This window comes from Sandaracinus amylolyticus, from assembly GCF_021631985.1.
GTDB classification, from domain to species: Bacteria; Myxococcota_A; Polyangia; order Polyangiales; family Sandaracinaceae; genus Sandaracinus; species Sandaracinus amylolyticus_A.
The window spans coordinates 6,740,058-6,758,410 of record NZ_CP070225.1; the positions used below are offsets into that span (position 1 = coordinate 6,740,058).

The following is an 18,353-nucleotide window of genomic DNA, read 5'->3' on the forward strand; positions in this document are numbered from 1 at the left end:
CATGTCCCGCACGTCGCGCGGCCTTCACCGCAGCGGGAGTGCTCGGCCGCGGCGGGAGCACCCGCGGGGCGGTCGCTCAGGGGACGAACTTGTAGCCGGCGCCGCGCACCGAGACGAAGTGCTCGGGGTTCTGCGCGTCCTTCTCGAAGTGGCGCCGCAGTCGAGAGATGAAGTTGTCGACGGTCCGCGCGGTCGAGTAGTTGCGCAGCTTCCAGACCTCCTCGAGCAGCGTGTCGCGCGAGAGCACCTTGCCCGGGTGGTCGACGAAGTAGCGCAGCAGATCGAGCTCGAGCCGCGTGAGCTTCACCGGCGCGCCGCGCACCACGACCTCGTGCGAGTCGAAGTCGACGCGCGCCTCGCCGATCGCGACGGTGCGCGAGCCCGCGCGCTCTTCCTTCTCCTTGCCGAGATCCCACTGCCGGCGCCGCAGCACCGAGCGCACGCGCGCGAGCAGCTCGTTCAGATCGAACGGCTTCACCAGATAGTCGTCGGCGCCCGCTTCGAGGCCGCGCACCCGGTCCTCCGCCGCGGCGCGCGCGGTCAGCATGATCACCGGCGTGTAGTTGCCCGACTGCCGCAGCTTCGCGCAGAGCGAGAACCCGTCGAAGTCCGGCAGCATCACGTCGAGCACGATCGCGTCGTAGCGCGCGGCCTCGAGCAGCAGCTCGGCTGCTTCACGCGCGGTCGACGCGACGTCGGCCTCGTAGCCCTCGAGCTCGAGATTGAGCTTGAGCCCCGTCGCGAGGTGATCCTCGTCCTCGACGATCAGGATCCGCGGGACCTTGCGCTCTTCGGACAAGCCTCCTGCTCCCTTCACGCAGGCGTCGCCACCGCGCGCGACCCCTGCTCGTGCTCGTGCAGGGGCAGCCGCACGCGCAGCGTGGCGCCCTTGCCCACTCCCTCGGACTCCGCCTCGACGTGGCCACCGAGGTTGCGCACCAGCGCCGAGACCACGAAGAGCCCGAGCCCGGTGCCCTTGCGCGCCCGCACCCCTTCCTCCGCGACGCGATAGAAGCGGTGGAAGATGCGCTGGAGATCCTTGCGCGGGATGCCGATCCCGGTGTCGTGCACCTCGATGAAGACCGCGCGGCGCACCTCGTCGACGCGCGCGCCCACGCGCACGTCGACGCCTTCCTTCGAGTACTTCACCGCGTTGTCGATCAGGTTGCGCAGCACGATCTCGAGCGCGGCGTGATCGGTCCACACCACGAGCTCGGGATCGACCTCCACGCGGATGCGGCCGTCGGGGACCTTGTGGCGCATCGACACCACCGACACGCACGACGCCGCGAGCTCGGCGAGGCGCACCTCGTCGACGTCCATGCTCATGTCGTCGTGGGCGAGGCGCGAGGCCTGGAGCACGTCGTCGATGAACGTCGCGAGACGATCGACGTCGTCGTGCATCATCTTCTGCAGCGCGGCGCGCTTGTCCTGCGGGATCCCGGCGCGCTCGAGCGTCTGCAGGCAGAGCTTGATCGACGCGAGCGGCGTCTTGAGCTCGTGCGTGACCGAGTCGATGAACGAGTCCTGGCGGCGCACCTCGAGGATCTCGCGCACCAGGAAGATCGAGAACATCACGAGCACGCTCATGATGACGATCAGCGAGAGCACGCCGAGGATCAGGAGCCAGACGTTCTGCGCGACCTCGCCGCTCTCCGCGATGTTGCGCGCGGTGAAGGTGGTCCACCCCACGAGCAGGAACACCGAGAGCGGGACCGTGACCGCCCCGAACGTGATCGGCACCGAGATCGACCGGATTCCGCGGCGCGCCATGCGTTGAACGCTCGACGATGCTTATAGCTCAGGACGCGCTTGCGCGCGGCAGGTCGGCGCGGTTGGATCCGCGCATGCCCAGCTTCGACGTCGTCAGCAAGCTCGAACACCACGAAGTCGACAACGCGGTGGACCAGGCCAAGCGCGAGATCGCGACGCGCTTCGACTTCAAGGACACCGGCACCGAGATCGAGAAGAACCAGGACGGCATCGCGATCCGCTCGAGCAGCGAGGGGCGCGTCGAGGGCGCGCTCAAGGTGCTCGAGGACAAGATGGTGAAGCGAAAGGTGTCGCTGAAGTCGCTCGACCCCCAGAAGCCGCAGCAGTCCGGTCAGACGTGGCGCCAGCTGATCAAGCTCAAGGAAGGCGTCGACATGGATCGCGCGAAGCAGATCGTGAAGGCGATCAAGGACAGCAAGTCGAAGGTCCAGGCGGCGATCCAAGGCGATCTGGTGCGCGTGACCGGGAAGAAGCGCGACGACCTGCAGGAGGCGATCGCGCTGCTGAAGTCGCAGGACTTTGGGCTGCCTCTGCAGTTCGTGAATTTCCGGGAATGAGATCTCCGCGCGGGGAAGGCTTCGGAGAGGGGCGCGGGGAGGGGTCTCGTGCTCGGACGGTCCTCGGGTCGCATTTCTGCGGCCCTCTGTGATCTCTGCGGTGAAATCTCTCCTGCTCTCTCCCGAGAGGGCGCCGGTGCGCTAGACCTGCGCGCATGCGTATCGCGCCGCGCGACGATGGACGCCCGCTGATCAAGGTCTGTTGTGTTCGCGACGAGCTCGACGCCGATCACGCGCTCGCCGGCGGTGCCGATCTCCTCGGGCTCGTCGGACGCATGCCCAGCGGTCCCGGCCCCATCGACGACGCGACGATCGCGCGCGTCGCGCGGCACGTCGGGCACCGCGCGATCGCGATCCTGCTCACGTCGGAGCGCACGCCCGATGCGATCGCGGCGCACGTCGATCGCACCGGCGTGCGCGCCGTGCAGATCGTCGACACGCCTTCTCCCGATGCGCTCCGCGCGCTGCGCGCGATGCTCCCCGAGCTCGTGCTCGTGCCGGTGATCCACGTGCAGGACACGCGTGACGTCGAGGTCGCGCGTGGGCTCGACGCGACGGGCGCCGCCGACGCGATCCTGCTCGACTCGGGACGACCGAACGCCGCGATCCCCGAGCTCGGCGGCACCGGACGCGTGCACGACTGGTCGCTCTCCGCGGCGATCGTGCACGCGTGCCGCGCCCCGGTGCTGCTCGCGGGCGGACTGCGCCCCGACAACGTCGCGGACGCCCTCGCGCAGGTGCGGCCCGCAGGCTTCGACGTGTGCTCGGGGCTGCGCACGAGCGAGGGCGCGCTGGTGCCCGAGCGCCTCGCGCGCTTCGCCGCCGCGATCGCGTGATCAGAAGTCGAAGAGCGCGCGGAGGAGCGCGCGCACCACGGCCATCACGAGCACCATGCCGATCCACGCGGCCCACACCGGACGTCCGGCGACCGGCGCGGGGCCGGGCTCGGCATCGGCGCTCGGCGCCTCCAGCAGATCCTTCGGGAGCTCGTCCGCGACGAGCCCCTCGACCTCGATCTCACGCGCGTCGTTGAACGAGACCGGCACGCGCAGCGCGCACAGCGCCGTGCGCTCGGGCTCCGGGATCTCCGACTCGTGCAGCGCCGTCCCCGCGCCCGACATCACGCGCGCGTAGGTGCTCGCCCGCTCGTGGCGCTCGTCGAGGTGCGCGTACGTGAAGCACGGGTGCGACGCGCCGAGGCTCGCCGCGATCGCGCGCACGTCGCGCATCGCGAGCGCGTGGAGCACGCGCTCCTCGCGCAGCAGCGCGATCAGCGCCGGCACGTCGACCTCGTCGCGCGTCACGAGGATGCGCGGCGCTTCCTCGCGCAGCACCCGCGGCGAGAAACGCGCGAGCTGCTGCTCGATCGGATCGGTCCCGACCGCGCGATCGCGATAGCCCGCGGGCGAAGGCTCGCGCGCGTCGTCGCGCAGCACGACGAGCAAACGATCCGAGGACAGCACGTCCGGCCGCAACGGCTCGCGCGCCGGCTCGCGAAGGAGGCGCACCACACACGCGAGATCGATCGCCTCGGCAAGCCGCTCGCGACGCGCTGGCGCGAGCGCGCGCCGCGGAACCGTGCCCTCGAGGCCCGGACGAAATCGCCCGACCCGACCCTCGCGATCGACCGCGAGCCACGTCTCGCCCTTCGCCATCGAGCCCGAGCCTACCGCCATCACCGCGTCCCGCGCAGGACCTCGACCTCGTCGCCTTCGATCTCGAGCACCTCGATCGGTCCGCCGTAGTGACGCGAGAGGCCCACGTCGATGCGCCACACCCGCCCCTCGCACGCCGAGCCGATGCCCTCGTCCTGCACGGTGTGCCCGATCACCATGCGCGTGACGCCGAGTCGCTCGAGCGTGCGCGCGAGCGTCGCGCACGTCTCCGCGTCCTCCCCGAGCGCGAACGCGCGGTGCCACACCGGGCTCTCCTCGCCCGAGAGCGCGCGCGGCAGCGGTGCCTCCCCGAGCAGGAACGCGCGCACGTCGCGGTTGATCGCATCGATGCCGCGCTCGAGCTGCGAAGGCGCGAGCCCGCCGTGCACGAACACCGTGTCCCCGACGACCGCGACCGTGTTGCGCGTCGCGAGCGCGCGGGCGATCGGTCCTCCCGGCGCGAACGCCACCGCACGCCCCAACATGCGCGCCGGGATCCGCGAGCGCGCCGCACCGGGCGGGGCCTCGCGCGCGTAGGTCCCGAAGTCGTCGAATCCGTCGGGCGTCACGTAGCGGAAGTCGCCCTGCACGTTCATCAGCTCGTGGTTGCCGTGCAGCGCGACGAAGCGTCCGCCCGCGGCCTCGGCCTCCCGCTCGAGGCGCGACACGAGCGCGAGCACCTCGTCCTCGGTGTCGCCGCGATCGAGCAGATCGCCGACCTGCACGATCCAGAGCGCACCGCCGCTCCAGCGACCCTGCTCGTCGATCGCACCGGCCGCACGCAGCGCGCTGCGCAGCGCGTCGACGTCGCCGTGCACGTCTCCGATCGCGACGAGGCGCGGCGGCGCCGGATACGTCGAAGGCGGGAGCGGCGGCACCTCCGCGGGCTCGGCGTGACGCGGCGCGCTCGATTCTCGGGCGCGAGGAGCGGGCTCGGGCGCATCGGCGCCGCACGCGATCAGCGCGAGCGAGAGCGTGGCGATCGCGAGCGGGCGTGCGGACGACATGGACGCGAGTCGTAGCGCGCGCCCGCGGTGGGCGTCACCCGTACGCAGCTCGCCGGGCCTCGTTCACGTGGCGCTCGCTCGTGGCGACGCGCTCCCACGCGAGGTCGAGCGTGCGCAGCAGATCTCGCTCGGGGAGCTCGAAGCTCTCCTCGGTGCCGATCCCCACCGCGATCCCGGTGTGGTGCCCGAACACGTCGGCGTGGTCCTTCAGCACCATGCAGAACCGATGCGGCGGCTGGATGGAGACGACCGCGCCGCCGTCCGCCATCGCGAAGAGACCGTGCATCAGCGCGCTGCCCTCGACGCCACACACCACGCTGGCACCGCGCACGCGCCGGAGGATCGTGTCGAGGTCCTCCTGCATCACGTCGATGACGTCGAAGCCCTCCTTCGCGAGACGCTCCTCGAGCGCGGCCTCGTTCGCGAGCAGACGCGCCTGACCTCCGCTACGCCGGCGGAAGAACACGCCGTGCCCGGTGCGAGCAGCGGGGATCGCCTTCACGCGCTCGCGCAGCGCGTGAAGACGCGCGCGCTTGTGGCCGTTCATCGCGAAGTCCTGGAAGACCCACACGTCGTGGAGTCGCGCGTTCGCGATCTCGCGCAGCGGTGCGAGCCCGTAGATCTCGAGATAGCGGCGCGCGTGCGCGGACTTCGGCGTGCGCGTCGCCGCGAAGTACACGACGCCCTTCTCGCGCGCCGCGTGCGCGGTCGCGCAGTCTTCGGCGATGAAGTGCCCGAACGAGTGGCTTCCGACCGCCGACGACGCGAACGCCACGCCGTGGAGCTCGGGCACCCTGCTCCAGCTCGGCATCAACCGCTCTCGGTCGAGCACCAGGTTGTGGCGCGCGCCGTTCGCGAACAGCACGCCGTCGATCAGCACCGCGTTCTCGAAGCGCATCGCGAGCGTCGGCGCGTGGAACGTGCGCACCGACGCGACGCGCGCGAGCTCGAACGGAAGCGTCGTGAACCCGTGCGTGGCGGTCGCGCGCTGGAGCTGCCCCGGCAGCACGAACGCGGGCGACACGGGTTGCTCCTCGAAGGGATGCAGCTCGATCACCTCGGTCGCCGCGGCGGTGATCGCGGGTGGACCCGCGAGACGAGCGCGGATGCGATGCATGATGGGCTCGAACACGATTTCGCCCTCCCCGGAAAGGCTCGACGAGGCAGCATCGGGCCGGAGAAGGCGCACACAACGCCCACATTCTTGTGATCACACGCTCCACGGCGCGACGCGCTCGAAGCGCACGATCGCGTCGCGCACCGCGTCGGGCCAGGCGCAGCTCTTCCGCGTCGCGAGCTCGACGTGCACGTAGACGAGCGTCCCCGTCGTCAGGAGCTCGTCACCGCGCCACACCGCGAGCTCGCACGTCTTCGACGAGCGTCCGATCCGCGCCACGCGACAGCCGATCTCGATCTCGTCGTCGTAGCGCGCCGGCGCGCGGAACGTCGCGCGCGCGTCGATCGCGAACACGTCGGTGCCCGAGAGGTCCTGCGGATATCGGAACCCGATCGCGCGCCAGTACTCGCCGACCGCGATGTCGAAGTAGACGAAGTAGTTCGGGTTGAACACGACGTCCTGACGATCGACCTCGGCCCAGCGCACCCGCAGCGGATGGAAGAACGTGAAGTCCTCTCGACGCGGCTCGTCCATCGCGCGGAGGGTGCCGCGTCAGCGCGCGACGCGCCCGTCGATGCGCGTGCGGATCTCTCCGCGCACGAGATCGCGCACCCCGTTCGACGCGAGGAAGTCGTGGGGGAAGCCGAGCTCCACGCGGCTGAGCTCGTCGAGCCGCGAGAGCTGCGCCGGGCTCAGCGTCACCTCGACGCTCTTCATCGTGTCGGCGATCTGCTCGACCTTCCGCGCGCCGAGGATCGGGATCATCTCGTAGCCCTGCGCGCGCACCCACGCGGTCGCGACCTGCGACGACGTCACGCCGAGCTCGTCGGCGATCGCATCGACCGCGCGCGCGATCGCGAGCGAGCGCTCGTTCGTGCGGCCGCGCTGCTCGTTGCCCTGGGTGCGCAGCGAGTCGTTCGGCACCCCGCTGCGCGTGTACTTGCCGGTGAGCACGCCCGCCGCGAGCGGCCCCCACGCGCACACCGAGAGCCCGAAGTGCCGCGCCATCGGCAGCAGATCACGCTCGGGCGTGCGCTGCAGCAGGCTGTACTCGATCTGCAGCCCGACGAACGGCGTCCAGTCGCGCAGCTCCGCGGCGACGTTCGCCGCCGACACGATCCACGCGGGCGCGTCGCTCACGCCGACGTAGAGCACCTTGCCGCTGCGCACGAGGTCGTCGAGCGCGCGCATCGTCTCCTGCCACGGCGTCCAGTCGTCCCACGCGTGGACCCAGAGCAGATCCACGTAGTCGGTGCGCAGCCGCTCCAGGCTCGCCTCGACCGAGCGCACCAGGTTCTTGCGGTGGTTGCCCGACGCGTTGGGATCCGAGTGATCCATCGAGAGCGTGTACTTCGTCGCGACGACGTTCCGATCGCGCTTTCCCTCGAGCCAGCTCCCGACGAACTCCTCGGTCTGACCCCCGTGGTACTTGTTCGCGGTGTCGAGGAAGTTGCCGCCCGCCTCGGCGTACGCGTCGAGCACGCGATGGCTCGTCTTCTCGTCGGCGCCGAAGCCCCATTGCTCGCCGAAGCTCATCGTACCGAGGCAGAGCTCGGAGACGCGCAGCCCCGAGCGCCCGAGCAGTCGATAACGCAGCGTCATGTCGTCCTCCGTGGTGTGCGGCAGCCTCGGGCCGCGCTGCACGGGCGTCAACGGCTCGCGCTCGATCGAGAGGACGAAGCACGCGCTGCCGACGTACCATCGCGCGATCGATCCGAGGAAGGAAGACCGAACGACATGATGCGCCGCTGGACCCTGCTCTGCCTCGCTGCCTCCATCGCATCCGGCTGCTGCTTCGGCGGCAGCGGCCTGCCGGGGAGCGCTCCCACGCCTCCGCCCACGCCGGCCGTCGCGACCGCGCCGACCGCCGTCGCCGCACCGGTCGCACCGGGCGCCACCATCTCGCTCGCGCCGGGCTTCATGCCCGACCCGCAGGTGTCCGCCGGTGCCGCGGGCGGCCCCGTGTCCGCGAACACGATGAGCCCCGAGTGCCGCGGTCACATCCCCGCGCAGCCGAGCCTCGTGATCAACGCGACCGCGGCGTTCGCGAACCTGCGCATCCTCGCGAGCTCGAGCGCCGACACGACGCTCGTCGTGCAGCGCGCCGACGGAACGTTCCTCTGCAACGACGACAGCGAGGGACTGAACCCGGTCGTGCAGGGCGCGTTCGGGCCCGGCCAGCATCGCGTGTGGGTCGGCACCTGGAGCCCGACCGGCGCGGGCGCGAGCTACACGCTCGGCGTCACCGAGCTCGCCTCCGTGACCACCGCGTCGCTCGGCGCGGCGGCGGGCGGCGGCGCGCCGGTCGCGGGCGAGGTGCGCAGCGGCACGCTCGGGCCCGGCGACGCGCAGCTGCAGAGCGGCGAGTACCGCGACAGCTACGAGTTCGCGTGGACCGCGGGCCAGCGCGTGCAGATCGACTGCACGGGTGACTTCGACAACTACCTGATCCTGCGCCGCCCCTCGGGCTCGCAGGTCGACAACGACGACACGAACGGCACGAACGCGCAGATCATCGAGACGCTGACCGAGACCGGCACGTACACCGTCGTGGTCACGACGTACGCGCCCGGCCAGACCGGCTCGTACACGATGACGATCCGCTGATCACGGTGTGGTGGCCGCGCGCGCGTCTCAAGGACGGTCGAAAAATCGGCTCGCCCGCCCGTCCCTACCGTCCGCGCGCTTCGCGCGCTCCCGTCCGGGACCGGCGGGACGAGCACTCCGCCTCAACAAATCGGCTCGCCCGCCGGTCCCTACCGTCCGCGCGCTTCGCACGCTCCCGTCCGGGACCGGCGGGACGAGCACTCCGGCAGGGACTCACCCGGAGATGCGCGCGGCCACCCACTTCTGCAGCCCGCCGACCGGCGACACGCGGCGCACGCTCGGCCGCTCCGGCGTCTGGCGTCGCGCGAGCACGATCGACTCGCCGTCGTCGGGGATGCGCACCTTCTCGATCAAGCCCTCGTGCTGCATCCGCGCGCGCAGCGCCTCGCGGGTCGTCGGGCAGTGATCGAGCGCCTCGAGGTGGTTCAGCACCACCACGCCGGGTGCGCGCCGCACGAGCGTCACGAGCTCGTCGATCGAGAACAGGATGTCGCCGCCGACGCCCATGTTCGCCGAGCCCGCGGGCGCGACGATCACGTCGGGGCGCAGGCGCGCGATCGCGTCGAGCAGCCCGTCGCTCATCACCGCGTCCGACGTGAGCAGCACGCTCGGCTCGCCCTCGTGCGCGAGGTACACGCCCGCGACCGGGCCCATCATCCATCCGAGCAAGCCGCGTCCGTGCCGCGCCGGGACGATCTCGACGTCCATGCCGAGCCCGTCGAGCGCGCGCGCGTCGAGCCCCTTCGTGCGCAGGCTCGCGACGTCGACCGGGCTCGCCCACACCGGGAGCTTCCGCTCCGCGAGGAAGCGACGTCCCGCGCCGTCGAGGTGATCGGGGTGCTCGTGGGTGACGAGCGCCGCGGTGACGTCGTCGAGCCAGGCGCGCGTGTCGCGCGGCAGCTCGACCAGCGGGTTCCTGCGTCGCTCGCCGCTGCCGAAGAGCCGGAACCCCGGCATCGAGCCCGCCGCGCCGAGCATCGGGTCGACGAGCAAGCGATGGGCGCCGATCGAGAGCACGAGCGTCGCGTTGCGGATCTGTCGGATCTCCATGCGGTCCCACCCTGCGCCATGCATGATCGGATGGCACCGACCGAGATCGGAACGCTGCCATCCGAATCCGGATGCACGGAGACCCGAGCACGATGGAGTGGGATCACCTGCGCACGTTCGAGGCGGTCGCGCGCCTCGGGAGCGTCACCGCCGCGGCGAAGGCGCTCGGCGTGAGCCAGTCCACCGCGAGCCGTCATCTCGCGCGGCTCGAGGAGAGCGCGGGCTCGCCGTTGCTCATGCGCAGCACGCCGCTCGCGCTGACCGAGCGCGGCGCCTCGGTGCTCGCCGCGATGCGACCGATGCTCGACGCCGCGCGCGCCGCCGAGGCTGCGCTCGAGGACACGCCCGAGCTGCGCGGAGAAGTGACGGTCACCTCGACGAGCGAGATCGTGCGCTGGGAGCTCGTGCCGCGCCTCGCGCAATTCCACGTCGCGTATCCGCACCTGCGCCTGAGGCTCCTCGCCGACAACCGCGTCGCGAGCCTCGCCGCGGGCGATGCCGACGTCGCGCTGCGGATGGTGCGCCCTTCGCGCGGAGAGCTCATCGCGCGAAGGTGGCGGACGATCACGTACGGGTACTTCGCGTCGCGCCGCCTCGAGCTGCACGCGCGCGCGCCGTGGCTCGGTCTCGCGGGATCGCTCGCCACGATCCCCGAGCAACGGCACGCGGTGCGCGCGTTCGCGGGACGTGCACCGCGCCTGCTCGTCGAGGACGTGGAGGCGCTCGCGCTCGCCGTCGCAGCAGGGCTCGGCGTCGCGATCCTCCCGCGCGCGCTGGCGCCGCGGCTCGTCGACGTGGTGGAGGTCTCGCCGCGCGAGATCGGCGTGGAGCGCGGCGCGAGCATCCGCACGCGCGACGTGTGGATCGTCGTGCACCGATCGCGGCAGCGCGTGCCGCGGGTGCGCGCAGTGACGCGCTGGCTCGCGGGCGAGACCGCGCGCTGAAGGTCGTGCGAAGCTCGCGCGATGGGTTGGGCCACAGGGCACATCGAGCGATTGAAGCGCGGCGAGACGGTCTCGTTCCGTCCGCGCGGGCACAGCATGAAAGGGCGCATCGAGAGCGGTCAGCTCTGTACCATCGAGCCGATCGGTGATCGCGTCCCTGCCACCGGCGACATCGTGCTCTGCAAGGTGAACGGCACGCAGTACCTGCACCTCGTGAAGGCCGTGCAGGGCCCGCGCTTCCTCATCGGCAACAACCGCGGCGGCACGAACGGCTGGATCGGCAGCAGCGCGATCTACGGAACGTTGGTGCGCGTCGAGCCCTGACGCGGATATGCTGCGCGCTCGGTGACTGCAGTTCGTACCCTCGCGATCGTGGTGCTGGTCCTGATGATCGCGTCGTCCACCGCCGCGCAGGATCGAGCGCGCGATCTCTCCCCACCTCACCCCGGACCAGCGCGGCCCCCACCCTCGTTGCCGCGCACCGAAGCACCGGAGGTACAGGAGCTCACCGCGCAGCCGACGCCCGGTGTGCCGGAGCGACGGGTGTTCGGCGACGGCCGCGGCCACACGCTCGGGTGGGACGACCCCGAGCTCGATCTGCAGCCGCGCGGGTACGTGCACCTCGTGATGGGGTTCACCGCCGGTTGGTACGGCGGGACCGCGTCGTTCGACGAGGCGTTCGGCGGCGGATACTCGCTCGCGATCGACGTGCTGCTCGAGCCGCGCGCGTCGCTGCACCTGCGGCTCGGCGCGAACGTCGCGCTGCGCACCGAGACGCGACGCACGGTCGGCGAGGACGAGCTGCGCTCCGCGGTGCTCTCGGCGCGCGGCGTCGCGCTGATCGGTGTGCACCTCGCGCAGCTCGTCGCGCTGCGCGCGGGCGTGGAGGTCGGGCAGGGGCACTCGTTCGTGTTCGGCGTCGCGAGCGGCACCACGATCGGCTTCGCGTTCGTCGGTCAGGCGGGGCTGCGCTTCGGTGGCGGCATGCTCGAGCTCGGCATCGAGACCGCGGCGGAGCTGCGCGAGGGGAACCTACTCCACGTGATGAACGCGGCGCGCTCGATCCAGGAGCTCGCGCCGCGCGTCTCCGGCTACCTGGGGCTCACGCTGTGATGCGCTTCGTGTGGATCGTCGCGCTCGCGCTGACGCTCGGATGCGTCGCGTCGGAGACCTATCGCGGCCGCGCGTTCGTCCCGGCGCCGCGGCACTATCGCGTACGTTATGTGGAGGGCGAGCACGACGCGCGGCGCATCCTGCCCGAGGGCTGGCGGGTGCGTGATCATCGCGTCGACGGCGAGGGTCGTCCGACGCGGCCCTTCGACGCGCGCGAGGATCGCATCCGCATCGCGCTCGACGTCGACGGCGATCGCGAGGTCGATCTACGGGGCACGGCGCCGCGCTACGACCTGCTCTACGAGCACGACGAGGACGGCTCGGAGATCGCGGCGATCACGCTGCCGGTCGACGCGCGCATCGGACGTCGCTCGCTCGCGACGCTCGCGCACGCCTTGCTCGACGGAGTGTTCGGCGAGGGCTTCGTCGACTGGAGCGGCGATCGCGCGCGAGCCTACGAGCTGCGCATCGTCGACGAGTCGCAGGCCCAGGTCGGCGGCGTGGACGCGCACGTCGTGACGTTCGAGCTCGCGCAGTCGCTGCCGGGACGCGGCGTCGCGTGGGGCCGTGGCACGACGACGACGATGGTCCTGGTGCGCCCTCCGCTGCGCTGGAAGCCCGACGCGCGCGCGAGCGAAGACGGCGCGCCGATGCTCGTGGTGTTGTTCTACGAGTCGCGTTCCGAGAGCTACGCGCTGCACCGCGCCGACTTCGACGCGATGCTGGATCGGCTCGACGTGCGCCCGGAGTGAGAGGCCCGGTCGTGGGCGTGTCGCGCTTCCCGAGGCACTCGAAGGTCCAGGGATCGATCGCACGCTTCATCGGCGGGCCCTTCGACGACGATTCCGCCCTTCGAGGTGATCGAGCTCGACGTGTCGCGCCTCTTCCCGCCGCTCGACGAGCCCGACGCGCCGCCGGCCGAGAGCAGCACCTAGGCGGGCGAGCCGGGGCTGCGGTCGTGCGCCTCGCGCGCGCGCCCGGACTGCGGCTCGCCGACGCTGGATGCGGCACTGCTCGGCGCGTCCGGGCGCGCATCGCGGGTCCTGAACTGGCAATCGCGATGCAACGCCCGCCCCTCGTCGGACCCTGACGGGAGGAGCACGATCCATGGCGAAGCGAGACGGGAAGCGGAGGAAGAACGGCGACGGCGAGCGAGCCGAGCGCGCGGCGTTCCCGGTGCACCTCGATCGGCATCACCTACCCGTTCCCGAGTGGCGCTTTCCGAACGCCGAGATCGCCCAGTACGCGGTGGACTCGCGGCCCGACTTCCCGCCGATGACGCGAGCGCCCGAGGGCGCGCCGAACGTGCTGCTCGTGTTGCTCGACGACGTCGGGTTCGGGTGGCCGAGCGTCACCGGCGGGCTCGTGCGGATGCCGACCGCCGAGCGCCTCGCCCAGCGCGGGCTCCTCTACAACCAGCTCCACACCACGGCGCTCTGCTCCCCGACGCGCGCGGCGCTGCTGACCGGTCGCAACCACCACTCGGTCGCCACCGGCGTGATCCAGGAGATGGCCACCGGCTACCCCGGCTACTGCGGGATCATCCCGAAGAGCTGCGCGACGATCGCCGACTTGCTGAAGCACGCCGGCTACGCGTGCGGGTGGTTCGGCAAGAACCACAACGTTCCCGACAACCACACGAGCCCGGCCGGGCCCTTCGAGTCGTGGCCGACCCACCAGGGCTTCGACTACTTCTACGGGTTCATCGGGGGCGAGACCGATCAGTTCCGCCCCTCGCTCGTCCGCAACACGACGCCGGTCGAGCCGCCGCGGAGGCCCGAAGAGGGCTACCAGCTCACGCGCGATCTCGCCGACGAGTGCGTCGGCTGGATCCGGCAGCAGAAGGCGATCGCGCCGGACCGCCCGTTCTTCGCGTACTTCGCGCCCGGCGCCGCGCACGCGCCGCACCAGCCGCCGCTCGACTTCCGCGGTCGCAACGAGGGCCGCTTCGACATGGGCTGGGACGAGTACCGGCGCATCGTCCATCGGAATCAGATCGAGCGCGGCATCGTCCCGCCCGGCACCACGCTCACGCCGCGCCCCGAGCAGATCCCGTCGTGGGAGAGCCAGCCCGAGGAGCACCGCGCGCTCTTCGCGCGCCAGGCCGAGAACTACGCGGACTTCCTCGAGCACACCGACCTCGAGGTGGGCCGTGTCGTCGACGCGATCGAGCAGATGGGCGCGCTCGAGCAGACGCTCGTCATCTACATCCTCGGTGACAACGGCTCGAGCGCGGAGGGTTCGCTGGTCGGAACGCCGAACGAGCTGATGAGCCTGAACGGACGGCAGCCGTCGATCGAGGAGTCGCTCGCGTACGCGGATCGCTGGGGACTGCCCGGCACGTCGCCGCACTACGCGGTGGGCTGGGCGTGGGCGGGAGACACGCCGTTCCAGTGGACGAAGCAGATCGCGTCGCACTTCGGCGGGACGCGCAACGGGATGATCGTCTCGTGGCCGGCGCGGATCGCGGAGCAGGGCGTGATCCGCTCGCAGTTCCATCACGTGATCGACGTGGTGCCGACGCTGCTCGAGGTGATCGGCATCGCCGAGCCGCAAGAGGTGAACGGCTACGCGCAGCGGCCGATCGAGGGGACCAGCTTCGCGTACACGTTCCTGTCGGAGCACGCGCGCGCGCCGAGCCGGCACCGCCAGCAGTACTTCGAGATGCTCGGCAACCGCGCGATGTACCGCGACGGATGGATCGCGTGCTGCCGGCACGGACGGCTGCCCTGGGAGACGCAGGGGAGCTACTCGTTCCGCGACGATCGCTGGGAGCTCTACGATCTCGAAAAGGACTTCAGCCAGGGCGAGGACCTGGCCGAGCGATTCCCCGAGAAGCTCCGCGAGCTACAGGACCTCTTCATGGCCGACGCGGCGCGCTACGACGTGCTGCCGCTCGACGATCGGTTCGCCGAGCGGCTCGACGTGACGCTGCGCCCCGGGTACTTCGCGGGGCGATCGCAGGTGACGTTCTATCCCGGCATGACGCGCCTGCCCGAGGGGAGCGGGCCGAAGCTGGTGAGCGCACCCTTCGACCTCACCGCACCGGTCGAGGTGCCGGCGGGAGGCGCCGAGGGCGTGGTGTTCGCGCTCGGCGGGGAGAGCGCGGGCTGGGCTCTGTTCTTCTGGGAGGGCAGGCTCCGGTTCCACTACAACTTCTTCGGTATCCATCGCTACGACGTGACGAGCGAGAAGGTGGCGCCCGGCAGGCACGAGCTCCGGGTTCGCCTGCGGCCCGATCATCCGACGCCGGGCGCGCCCGCCACGGTGACGCTCGAGATCGACGGCCGCGAGGTCGCGAAGGGTCGAGTCGAGAAGCAGGTCCCGCAGCGCTGCGGCACCGAGACGATGGACGTCGGGATGGACTGCGTCTCGCCGGTGTGCGCGGACTACGAAGACCGCGGCCTGTTCCCGTTCAACGGCACGATCGAGCGGGTGTCGTTCGACTTCGGAGAAGTCGCCCAGCCCACCGGCATGCAGCGACTGCAGCTCGCGACCCAGATGGACTGAGCAAGGCTCACGCGACGTGAGCGCCGCCAGCCTCGTCGCGCGCCCGCGGCAATCGCAGCGTGATCCGGAGCCCGCCGCCCTCGGCGTTCACTGCGCGCACGGTGCCGCCGTGCGCGGCGATCGCGCGCTCGGTGATCGCGAGCCCGAGGCCCACACCGCCGGTGCGACGATCGCGATCGGCGTGCACGCGGAAGAACGGCGCGAAGAGATCGCGCAGCGCGTGCTCGGGCACCCCGGGCCCGTGATCGCGCACGCGCACCTCGACGTCGTGCTCCTCCGCCTCGACCTCGACCTCGACCGCGCTGCCCTCGGCGGTGAAGCGCACCGCGTTGCGCAGCACGTTCTCGACCGCACGTCGCAGCAGCTCGCCATCGCCGCGCACCTGCGCCGCGCCCTCGCGGACCAGGCGCACCGTGCGCCCCTGCGCCTCGGCCTCGAACGCCGCGTCGGCGACGATCGCGCGCACCAGCTCGGTGAGATCCTGCGGCGCACGCGCCTCGAGCCGCGCGTGCTCGAGCGCCGAGAGCGTGAGGATTTGTCGGACCAGCGCTTCGAGCCGGAGCGCGTCGCGCTCGATGCGATCGAGGGCGCCCTGGGCGTCGCCTCCCGCGCGCTTCCGCGCGAGCTCGAGCGCGACGCGCAGCCGCGCGAGCGGCGAGCCGAGCTCGTGCGAGACGTCGGAGAGCAGCCGTCGCTGCGCGACCACCAGCGCCTCGACGCGCGCGGCCATCGCATCGAAGTCGCTCGCGAGCGCCGCGATCTCGCGATCGGTGGAGCGCAGCTCGGGCGCGACCCGCACCGAGAAATCACCCGACGCGATGCGCTGCGTCGCGCGGCGGAGGCTCTCGATCGGGCGCGTCAGGTACCGCGCGAGCAGCCACGCCGCGAGCGCCGAGACGATCGAGAGCACGACGAGCTTGCTCGCCGCGGTCTCGATCCCGAGCGTGCGCGCCCACGATGGCTTGCGCGGGATGCGCGCGACGACGATCGCACCCTCGTCGCCGAGCGCGAACGCGACGAAGCGCGCGCTCGGCTTGCGCGACACGCCCGCCTGCCCGGCGCGCACCGCGTGGGCCATCTCGCGCACCCGCTCCGAGGGCGGGCGGAGCGCGACCACCTCGCCGCCGTGCGCCGGGAACACGAAGAGGAGCACGTCGGTGCGCTCCTCGAACGCGCGCAGCCGCGCGAGCGCCGCGTCGCGATCGGGCTCGGCCGCGACCGCGATCGCCTCCTCGCGCAGCGCGTCCTCCACCAGGTTGCGCCGCGAGTCCGACGACGGGTCGGGATACGAGACGGTCTCGATCACCACGAACGCGGCGCCGATCAACATCGCCGCGACCCACGTCGACACGAACGCGCGCACGAAGACGCGGTTCACGCGCGCACGTCCCTCGCGTACGCGTAGCCGAGGCCGCGCACCGTCTTGATGCGCTCGCGTCCGTTCGCGCCGGGCCCGAGCTTCTTGCGCAGGTTGCTGACGTGCACGTCGACGCTGCGATCGAACGGCGAGAACCGGCGCCCCAGCACCTTCTCGCTCAGCGCGTCGCGCGAGACGACCTGGCCCGCGTGGCGCAGCAGGAGCTCGAGCAGCGCGAGCTCGGCGGTCGTGAGCGCGAGCTCCGCGCCACGCACCAGCACCGTGCGCGCCGCGACGTGGAGCTCCACGTCGCCGACCACGAGGATCTCGTCGCGCACCGGCGCGGCGTGCGGCACCTCGGTGCGGCGCTGGATCGCGCGGATGCGCGCGACGAGCTCACGCGGGTTGAACGGCTTCGCGAGGTAGTCGTCGGCGCCCATCTCGAGCCCGACGATCCGATCGACGTCGTGGCCGCGCGCGGTGAGCATCAGCACCGGCACGCGCGAGGTCTCGCGGAGGCGGCGCAGCAGATCGAACCCGTTCGCGCCGGGCAACATCACGTCGAGGACGACCAGACGATGCGCGCCGGAGCACGCGCGCTCGAGCCCGGTCGCGCCGTCGTGCACCGACTCGATGCGGAAGCCCTCCTGCGTGAGGTACTCGGTGAGCACCTCGCAGAGCTCCACGTCGTCGTCGATGACGAGGATGTCGCTCACGTGGAGCGAGGATAGCGGAGTCCGTCAGAGCCACGCCCGCACGCCGAGCATCGGGCCTCCGAGATCGACGTGGACGCCGTCGCGGAAGAGCCCGTCGTAGTGATAGCCGGCGAAGATCTCGACGGACTCGATGAGCACCCCGATCTGCGCACGCGCGCGCAGCTCGAAGGCCTGTCCCACGAACGCGGCGGCGAGCTCGGTGGAGAGCACGACCGGCTCGCCGGGGAAGAGATCGAGCCCGAACGTCGCCCCACCGCCCCAGATCGTGTCGATGGAGTCGTAGAACGTGCGGGCCTCGGCACCGATGCGCAGCTGCGCACCCGGCACGTCGATCAGCCGGTACTCGATGCCGAACCCACCGAGCACGACGAAGCGGATGTCGCCTCCGTGCGGCTCGACGAACATCGAATAGCGCGTGGCGAGATCGAGCTGCATCGGGAGCTGGAGACGGACGCCGACCGCGCCGCGCCACGCGCCGCCGAGCGCGTATCCGACCTCCGCGTCGGCGCGCACTGCGAGCTCGAACCCTTCGTCGACGCCGGGCGCGAGAGGGCGCAGCTGGGCGTCGCAGTCGCTCGCGTAGGGCTGCGGCGCGAGCGCGTAGTCGGGCCACGTGGTGCCCGCGCTCCAGCCCGCGTCGGTCGAGCTCGGAGAGTCGCCATCGCCGCGCACCGTGATCGACGCACCGTCGAGCAGCCCGCCGTCGTCGTCGTCGTCGTCGTCGTCGTCGTCGTCACTCGACGAGCTCGAGCTCCCGCCGCCGTCGTCACCGCGCACCGTGCTCGACGCACGATCGAGGAGCTGCGCGCCGGCCACCGATGGGACGAGCAAGGCGAGCGCGAGCGCGCCCGCGACGAAGACGTTCCCCATGAGATCGAGGCGTAGCGCCCGCGACGTTCGGCGTACGTTCGGTCACGTCAAGATTTGTAAGACGCGCGCCGCCCGAT

General features: G+C 71.5%; 19 protein-coding genes. 8 read left to right on the forward strand and 11 right to left on the reverse strand.

Features of this window, described 5'->3' with window-relative positions:
* Positions 1 to 76 precede the first annotated feature (76 nt).
* Positions 77 to 799 carry a response regulator transcription factor gene (locus tag I5071_RS28585; protein ID WP_236516243.1) on the reverse strand — a complete coding sequence of 241 codons (723 nt, stop codon included), beginning with the start codon at positions 797 to 799 and terminating at the stop codon, positions 77 to 79.
* 14 nt (positions 800 to 813) lie between these two features.
* Positions 814 to 1,773 (reverse strand): sensor histidine kinase, encoded by a 960-nt coding sequence (locus tag I5071_RS28590; protein WP_236516244.1) that lies wholly within the window; start codon positions 1,771 to 1,773, stop codon positions 814 to 816.
* A gap of 74 nt (positions 1,774 to 1,847) precedes the next feature.
* On the opposite strand from I5071_RS28590, the gene I5071_RS28595 reads away from it, so the two are divergent.
* A complete protein-coding gene (locus tag I5071_RS28595; RefSeq protein WP_236516246.1) occupies positions 1,848 to 2,330 on the forward strand; it encodes a YajQ family cyclic di-GMP-binding protein in 483 nt (160 codons plus the stop codon).
* 155 nt (positions 2,331 to 2,485) lie between these two features.
* Entirely contained in the window at positions 2,486 to 3,166 is a 681-nt protein-coding gene (locus I5071_RS28600; protein WP_236516247.1) for a phosphoribosylanthranilate isomerase, read from the forward strand.
* Here I5071_RS28600 and I5071_RS28605 read toward each other — a convergent pair whose 3' ends face one another.
* The 5 genes from I5071_RS28605 to I5071_RS28625 form a co-directional block, all read right to left on the reverse strand.
* Positions 3,167 to 3,985 (reverse strand): hypothetical protein, encoded by an 819-nt coding sequence (locus I5071_RS28605; protein ID WP_236516248.1) that lies wholly within the window; start codon positions 3,983 to 3,985, stop codon positions 3,167 to 3,169.
* A 20-nt stretch (positions 3,986 to 4,005) separates the two neighbouring features.
* Positions 4,006 to 4,992, reverse strand: a complete 987-nt coding sequence (locus I5071_RS28610) for a shewanella-like protein phosphatase (protein ID WP_236516250.1) — start codon at positions 4,990 to 4,992, stop codon at positions 4,006 to 4,008.
* Positions 4,993 to 5,026: 34 nt separating this feature from the next.
* Positions 5,027 to 6,124, reverse strand: coding sequence for a glycosyltransferase 61 family protein (locus I5071_RS28615; RefSeq protein ID WP_236516251.1), 1,098 nt, complete (start codon positions 6,122 to 6,124; stop codon positions 5,027 to 5,029).
* 78 nt (positions 6,125 to 6,202) lie between these two features.
* Complete coding sequence (locus tag I5071_RS28620) at positions 6,203 to 6,643, reverse strand: acyl-CoA thioesterase (protein ID WP_236516252.1); 441 nt, start codon at positions 6,641 to 6,643, stop codon at positions 6,203 to 6,205.
* 18 nt (positions 6,644 to 6,661) lie between these two features.
* Positions 6,662 to 7,711, reverse strand: coding sequence for an aldo/keto reductase (locus I5071_RS28625; protein ID WP_236516254.1), 1,050 nt, complete (start codon positions 7,709 to 7,711; stop codon positions 6,662 to 6,664).
* Between the two features lie 135 nt (positions 7,712 to 7,846).
* On the opposite strand from I5071_RS28625, the gene I5071_RS28630 reads away from it, so the two are divergent.
* On the forward strand, positions 7,847 to 8,716 hold the full coding sequence (locus I5071_RS28630) for a pre-peptidase C-terminal domain-containing protein (protein WP_236516255.1): 870 nt from the start codon (positions 7,847 to 7,849) through the stop codon (positions 8,714 to 8,716).
* 213 nt (positions 8,717 to 8,929) lie between these two features.
* Here I5071_RS28630 and I5071_RS28635 read toward each other — a convergent pair whose 3' ends face one another.
* Positions 8,930 to 9,766 carry an MBL fold metallo-hydrolase gene (locus tag I5071_RS28635; protein WP_236516256.1) on the reverse strand — a complete coding sequence of 279 codons (837 nt, stop codon included), beginning with the start codon at positions 9,764 to 9,766 and terminating at the stop codon, positions 8,930 to 8,932.
* 71 nt (positions 9,767 to 9,837) lie between these two features.
* Here I5071_RS28635 and I5071_RS28640 point away from each other — a divergent pair, with 71 nt between their 5' ends.
* From I5071_RS28640 to I5071_RS28660, 5 genes are all read left to right on the forward strand, one after another.
* Positions 9,838 to 10,710: a LysR family transcriptional regulator gene (locus tag I5071_RS28640; RefSeq protein ID WP_236516258.1), complete on the forward strand. Its 873-nt coding sequence runs from the start codon at positions 9,838 to 9,840 to the stop codon at positions 10,708 to 10,710.
* 21 nt (positions 10,711 to 10,731) lie between these two features.
* Positions 10,732 to 11,034: a hypothetical protein gene (locus tag I5071_RS28645; RefSeq protein ID WP_236516260.1), complete on the forward strand. Its 303-nt coding sequence runs from the start codon at positions 10,732 to 10,734 to the stop codon at positions 11,032 to 11,034.
* Positions 11,035 to 11,055: 21 nt separating this feature from the next.
* A complete protein-coding gene (locus I5071_RS28650; protein WP_236516261.1) occupies positions 11,056 to 11,823 on the forward strand; it encodes a hypothetical protein in 768 nt (255 codons plus the stop codon).
* A complete protein-coding gene (locus I5071_RS28655; RefSeq protein WP_236516263.1) occupies positions 11,823 to 12,575 on the forward strand; it encodes a hypothetical protein in 753 nt (250 codons plus the stop codon). The genes I5071_RS28650 and I5071_RS28655 overlap by 1 nt, the downstream gene beginning before the upstream one ends.
* A gap of 355 nt (positions 12,576 to 12,930) precedes the next feature.
* Positions 12,931 to 15,333 carry an arylsulfatase gene (locus tag I5071_RS28660; RefSeq protein ID WP_236516265.1) on the forward strand — a complete coding sequence of 801 codons (2,403 nt, stop codon included), beginning with the start codon at positions 12,931 to 12,933 and terminating at the stop codon, positions 15,331 to 15,333.
* A 7-nt stretch (positions 15,334 to 15,340) separates the two neighbouring features.
* On the opposite strand, the gene I5071_RS28665 is transcribed toward I5071_RS28660, so the two are convergent.
* The 3 genes from I5071_RS28665 to I5071_RS28675 are packed head-to-tail and all read right to left on the reverse strand — an operon-like array spanning position 15,341 to position 18,276.
* Entirely contained in the window at positions 15,341 to 16,711 is a 1,371-nt protein-coding gene (locus I5071_RS28665) for an ATP-binding protein (protein WP_236516266.1), read from the reverse strand.
* On the reverse strand, positions 16,708 to 17,406 hold the full coding sequence (locus tag I5071_RS28670) for a response regulator (RefSeq protein ID WP_236516268.1): 699 nt from the start codon (positions 17,404 to 17,406) through the stop codon (positions 16,708 to 16,710). The genes I5071_RS28665 and I5071_RS28670 overlap by 4 nt, the downstream gene beginning before the upstream one ends.
* Before the next feature lie 24 nt (positions 17,407 to 17,430).
* Entirely contained in the window at positions 17,431 to 18,276 is an 846-nt protein-coding gene (locus I5071_RS28675) for a hypothetical protein (RefSeq protein WP_236516269.1), read from the reverse strand.
* Between the last annotated feature and the right edge of the window lie 77 nt (positions 18,277 to 18,353).

Bases quoted from the DNA above. Each gene is read 5' to 3' on its own strand.
- I5071_RS28610 (WP_236516250.1), bottom strand. From the start codon at position 4,992: ATGTCGTCCGCACGCCCGCTCGCGATCGCCACGCTCTCGCTCGCGCTG.
- I5071_RS28675 (WP_236516269.1), bottom strand. From the start codon at position 18,276: ATGGGGAACGTCTTCGTCGCGGGCGCGCTCGCGCTCGCCTTGCTCGTC.
- I5071_RS28645 (WP_236516260.1), top strand. From the start codon at position 10,732: ATGGGTTGGGCCACAGGGCACATCGAGCGATTGAAGCGCGGCGAGACG.
- I5071_RS28625 (WP_236516254.1), bottom strand. From the start codon at position 7,711: ATGACGCTGCGTTATCGACTGCTCGGGCGCTCGGGGCTGCGCGTCTCC.
- I5071_RS28635 (WP_236516256.1), bottom strand. From the start codon at position 9,766: ATGGAGATCCGACAGATCCGCAACGCGACGCTCGTGCTCTCGATCGGC.
- I5071_RS28640 (WP_236516258.1), top strand. From the start codon at position 9,838: ATGCACGGAGACCCGAGCACGATGGAGTGGGATCACCTGCGCACGTTC.
- I5071_RS28590 (WP_236516244.1), bottom strand. From the start codon at position 1,773: ATGGCGCGCCGCGGAATCCGGTCGATCTCGGTGCCGATCACGTTCGGG.
- I5071_RS28600 (WP_236516247.1), top strand. From the start codon at position 2,486: ATGCGTATCGCGCCGCGCGACGATGGACGCCCGCTGATCAAGGTCTGT.
- I5071_RS28630 (WP_236516255.1), top strand. From the start codon at position 7,847: ATGATGCGCCGCTGGACCCTGCTCTGCCTCGCTGCCTCCATCGCATCC.
- I5071_RS28655 (WP_236516263.1), top strand. From the start codon at position 11,823: ATGCGCTTCGTGTGGATCGTCGCGCTCGCGCTGACGCTCGGATGCGTC.
- I5071_RS28620 (WP_236516252.1), bottom strand. From the start codon at position 6,643: ATGGACGAGCCGCGTCGAGAGGACTTCACGTTCTTCCATCCGCTGCGG.
- I5071_RS28595 (WP_236516246.1), top strand. From the start codon at position 1,848: ATGCCCAGCTTCGACGTCGTCAGCAAGCTCGAACACCACGAAGTCGAC.
- I5071_RS28660 (WP_236516265.1), top strand. From the start codon at position 12,931: ATGGCGAAGCGAGACGGGAAGCGGAGGAAGAACGGCGACGGCGAGCGA.
- I5071_RS28605 (WP_236516248.1), bottom strand. From the start codon at position 3,985: ATGGCGAAGGGCGAGACGTGGCTCGCGGTCGATCGCGAGGGTCGGGTC.